Source organism: Streptomyces sp. NPDC054765 (assembly GCF_053612065.1).
The window spans coordinates 1-3513 of the sequence record NZ_JBSHBP010000139.1; the positions used below are offsets into that span (position 1 = coordinate 1).

2 protein-coding genes and 3 pseudogenes are annotated in these 3513 nt (G+C 68.8%); 3 read left to right on the top strand and 2 right to left on the bottom strand.

The genetic code is table 11. From position 1 onward, the window contains the following. Nucleotides 1-948 (bottom strand): alpha-amylase family glycosyl hydrolase (locus ACWGJY_RS37350; RefSeq protein WP_453265352.1); only part of this gene is annotated, 948 nt, incomplete at its 3' end. Between the two features lie 224 nt (nt 949-1172). Here ACWGJY_RS37350 and ACWGJY_RS37355 point away from each other — a divergent pair. After that, nucleotides 1173-1385 (top strand): annotated as a pseudogene (locus ACWGJY_RS37355) (extracellular solute-binding protein); the annotation flags it as partial. Nucleotides 1386-1430: 45 nt separating this feature from the next. Here the strand turns inward: ACWGJY_RS37355 and ACWGJY_RS37360 are convergent. After that, nucleotides 1431-1523: pseudogene (locus ACWGJY_RS37360) on the bottom strand (IS200/IS605 family transposase); the annotation flags it as partial. A 51-nt stretch (nt 1524-1574) separates the two neighbouring features. Between ACWGJY_RS37360 and ACWGJY_RS37365 the strand changes: the two are divergent. Beyond that, nucleotides 1575-2789, top strand: coding sequence for an RNA-guided endonuclease InsQ/TnpB family protein (locus ACWGJY_RS37365; RefSeq protein ID WP_453265353.1), 1215 nt, complete (start codon nt 1575-1577; stop codon nt 2787-2789). Nucleotides 2790-2826: 37 nt separating this feature from the next. After that, nucleotides 2827-3513: pseudogene (locus ACWGJY_RS37370) on the top strand (alpha-amylase family glycosyl hydrolase); the annotation flags it as partial.

Below are 3513 nucleotides of genomic sequence, written 5' to 3' on the forward strand. Positions count from 1 at the left end.
GACCGAGCGCAGCGCGTCGGACTGCCAAGGGGCGTTCAGGAACTGGAAGTTGAAGGCCTGGTGGAGTTCATCGGGGCGTACGTAGAGGGCGAGCCGCTCGGGGGTGGGCGCCCAGGCCTCGGCGACGCCGATCACCTGCTTGCCGTGGGCGTCGCCGTAGCCGTCCAGCAGCCGGCGCCAGGCGCGGTGGATGGCGTGCACCCCGTCCTGGTCGAAGAACGGCAGCACCTGGCTGCCGATCAGCTGGGCCTGCCGGCCGTGGCCGATGTCCGGCAGGCCGGGCGCCTTGATCATGCCGTGGGCGACATCGACCCGGAAGCCGTCCACCCCGAGGTCGAGCCAGAAGCGCATGATGGCCTCGAACTCGGTGTGCACCTGCGGGTTGTCCCAGTTCAGATCGGGCTGCTCGGGGGCGAAGAGGTGCAGGTACCAGTCGCCGCGGTCGGTGCGGGTCCAGGCCGGGCCGCCGAACACCGACTCCCAGTCGTTGGGCGGGAGTTCGCCGCTGACGCCCTTGCCGGGGCGGAAGACGTAGCGCTGCCGGGCGAGGTCCGGGTCCCGGAACCACGGGTGCCGGTCGGAGGTGTGGTTGGGGACGATGTCGACGATCACCCGCAGGCCCAGGTCGTGGGCGGCGCGGATCAGTTCGTCGGCGTCCCGGAGGGTGCCGAAGAGTGGGTCGACGGCGCGGTAGTCGGCGACGTCATAGCCGCCGTCGGCCTGCGGCGAGGCGTAGAACGGGGTGAGCCAGACGGCGTCCACCCCCAGGTCCCCGAGGTACGGCAGCCGCTCGCGGGCCCCGCGCAGATCGCCGATGCCGTCGCCGTCGCTGTCGGCGAAGGAGCGTACGTACACCTGGTAGATGACGGCGTCGCGCCACCACTGCGGACCTCGGCCCGTTGCGGGGGCCCGGGGGGCGGGGCTGGGGGAAGTGAGCTCCTGGGTCATCTGCCGTCCCTGTCGAGGTCAAGAGGCATCGGTGCCTTCACGGAATCAACGCTCGGACGGGCGTGGGGTGACGGTGACGGGGGCGCCCGGAGGGTCCTGTTCCAGCCAACTCGTTGCACTTCGTTCCCGAAGTCTTGCAGAAAATTGCCGCAAGCTCTTTCGGTTTGTTTTCGGCGCTGTTACGTTCCTGACCGCCATCTGAGGCATTTCCCTAAGGAGTTCACATGCGGCGTGGCATACGGGGCGCAATGGCCACCGCGCTGGTAGCGGGCCTGGCACTGGCGGCGACGGCGTGCGGCGGAGGCGACGGCGGCGGCAGTGCCGGCAGCGGGGGCGAACTGTCTGGAACCGTTACCTTCTGGGACACCTCCAACGACGCCGAGAAGGCGACGTACCGCAAGCTTGCCGAAGGTTTCCAGAAAGAGCACGCGAAGGTCCCTCCCTGATCTTGCGTGGGTATTCCCGGCTTCAGCCGGGGAGGGAAATTTGGTGACGAACACCAAGTGAGCGTGCAGGTGATAGGCGACGTGACGTCCAGTACGGATATCAGGGTTTGGTTCCCAGCGCGGTGACATACGCCAAGCGTAGAATCTTTTTTGAAGCTGACCAGGAAGGGGGTGGGCCGGGTGATCCGTGCGTACAAGTTCCTCATACGGCCCACCGTTCGCCAGACGGCCGCGCTCGGCGAGATGCTGCGGGATCACTGCTCGCTCTACAACGGCGCCTTGCAGGAACGCCGCGACGCCTACCGGCATGCCTCGACGACGAGCATCAAGTACGGGCAGCAGTCCGCGCAGCTCAAGGACATCCGGGCGTTCGACCCGGAACGTCAGGGTCGCTGGTCGTTCTCGTCGCAGCAGGCGACGTTGCGCCGCCTGGACAAGGCGTTCGCCGCGTTCTTCCGCCGGGTCAAGTCCGGCCAGACGCCGGGCTACCCCCGTTTCCGGGGCATCAACTGGTTCGACACCGTCGACTTCCCCAAGGACGGCGACGGCTGCCGCTGGGACTCCACCCCGCACGACCCGGTCACCCGTGTCCGCTTCCAAGGCGTCGGGCACGTCAAGGTCAACCAGCACCGGCCTGTGGCCGGCAAGGTCAAGACCGTCTTGGTCAAGCGCGAAGGCAAGCGCTGGTATGTGATCCTGACCGCCGAGCAGTCCCAGCCGCAGCCGCTGCCCGCGACCGGCAGCGTGGTCGGCATCGACATGGGCATAGCCCACTTCCTTGCCGACTCCAACGGCGAGTTCGCGCCCAACCCGCGCCACGGCCGCCGCGCCGCCGCGAAACTCCAAGCCGCACAGCGGGCACTGTCCCGCTTCCCCCGGGTGCGCCGCGACAAGCGCACCAAGAACCACCAGCGGGCCGTTCACAAGGTCGCCGACCTGCACCGTAAGGTCCGGCGCCAACGCCTCGACCACGCACACAAGACCGCCCTCGACCTCGTGCGCGAACACGACTTCATCGCGCACGAAGACCTCAAGATCCGCAATATGGTCAAGGCTCCCGCCCCGAAGCCGGACCCCACGACGCCGGGCAGCTTCCTGCCCAACGGGGCCGCCTCCAAGGCCGGACTCAACCACTCGATCTCGGATGCCGGATGGGGGGTGTTCCTGACGATCCTGCACGCCAAGGCTGAAAGCGCCGGACGGGAAGTGATCGCCGTGGACCCCCGCAACACCTCCCGCACCTGCCCCGAATGCGGGTACGCCGCAGCGGAGAACCGGCCCACACAGGACAAGTTCCACTGTCAGAACTGCGACCACCACACGCACGCCGACACCGTGGGCGCGCTCAACGTTCTACGGGCCGGGCTGGTCCGTCGCCAAGCCCAACCGGCATAGCGAGAAGCCCCCTCGTTCACGAGGGGGAGGAGTCACCGACCCGATGTTCGGCACGCTGCCCGACGCCGAGGCCGTGATCCGCGAGGCCCACCGGCTGGATCTGCGCATCATCGTCGACCTCGTCCCCAACCACTGCTCCGACCAGCACGAATGGTTCTGCCGCGGACTGGCCGAGGGCCCCGGCTCCACGGCCCGCGAACGCTTCCACTTCCGCAAGGGACGCGGCGAGAACGGCGAGGAGCCCCCCAACGACTGGGAGTCCCTCTTCGGCGGCCCCGCCTGGACCCGGGTCCCCGACGGCGAGTGGTACCTCCACCTCTTCGCCCCGGAGCAGCCCGACTTCAACTGGGACCACCCCGCCGTCCGGGACGAGTTCCGCTCCATCCTCCGCTTCTGGCTCGACCTGGGCGTCGACGGCTTCCGGGTGGACGTGGCCCACGGCCTGGTCAAGGCCCCCGGCCTGCCCGACATGGGCCGGGGCGGGCAGCTGAAACTGCTCGGCAGCCAGGTCCTGCCGTTCTTCGACCAGGACGGCGTGCACGACATCTACCGCTCCTGGCGCACCGTCCTGGACGAGTACGACGGGGAGCGGATCGCGGTCGCCGAGGCCTGGACGCCCAGCGCCGAGCGCACCGCCCGCTACCTCCGCCCCGGCGAACTCCACCAGGCCTTCAACTTCCCCTACCTGAACACGGGGTGGGACGCGGCCGCCCTCCGCGAGGTG